This is a genomic window from Sphingomonas sp. CCH5-D11 (assembly GCF_001557395.1).
Lineage (GTDB): Bacteria > Pseudomonadota > Alphaproteobacteria > Sphingomonadales > Sphingomonadaceae > Sphingomonas.
The window spans coordinates 1-1,034 of record NZ_LSKH01000181.1 but is presented as its reverse complement, the minus strand read 5'-3'; the positions used below and the strand labels follow the sequence as shown (position 1 = coordinate 1,034).

1 pseudogene is annotated in these 1,034 nt (G+C 69.0%); it reads left to right on the top strand.

Annotated elements, in window-relative coordinates:
- Positions 1-1,034 (top strand): annotated as a pseudogene (locus tag AX702_RS22540) (autotransporter outer membrane beta-barrel domain-containing protein); the annotation flags it as partial.

Below are 1,034 nucleotides of genomic sequence, written 5' to 3'. Positions count from 1 at the left end.
TCGTCGATGCCACCGGCGGTGGCACCGTGAATGGCGACCAGTTCGTCAATTTCGAGCGTTTCTCGCAAACGGGCGACGGCAACGTCACTTATGCCGGGACGTTCCGTTTCGACACCATCGGCCTGTCCGGCGGCACGATCACCGTCGCCGAGGGCCAGACGCTGGAAAGCGACGGCGCGGTCACCATCACCGGCAGCGATGCGGGCGAAACGCTCGACAATCGTGGCACAATCCTGGGCACGGCGGTGCTGGGCGGCGGCAACGACGTCTATGTCGATCACGCCGGCAGCAGCGTCGTGAGTGTTGACGGGGGCACTGGAAGCGATCTCTATCGCGTCGTCCTCTCGGGCGATCGCAGCGGCATTGCCCAGCGCACCGGCTTCGAACGGCTGGCCGTGGAGGGCAATGGCACGCTGACGCTCGCGCTCGATCAGCAGTTCGACGATCTGGCGCTGTCCGGAGCCGGGGTGAACCTGACGCTCGGCGGCTATGGCATCGGGCAGGTGACGGGCAGCGATCTCGCCGAAACGCTCACCGTCGACGGCGATCTTGCCGCGGTGGACCTTGGCGGCGGCAACGACCGGCTCGCCCTGGGCGTCGCGCAAGCCGCGGGGCGCTACACGGGCGGCGCAGGGAACGACGCGCTGCGCTTCACGGCCGATGGACCGATCCTGCTGGCGGGCACGGCGACCGGCTTCGAGCAGCTCGAACTGACGGGCGGATCGATGATCGTCACGGGCACGCTGGCAGGCTCCGAAAGCGGCCCGCTGACCTTCGGCGACGGGGCGCAGCAACTGACGCTCGCGGCCAGCGGCCGGCTGGTCGGTGCGATCGATCTGGGCGCGGGCGACGATCGCCTGCGGCTTGTCGGCACTCTCGTGGCGGGCAGCGTATCGGGCGGTGCCGGCATGGACATCGCCAAAGTTGAGATGGCCGGCGACCGCACGCTGGCGGGCGGCACGCTTACCGACTTCGAACTGCTCGCAAGCGAGGGCACGGGCACGCTGACGCTGGCGGGCACCCATGCCTATCAG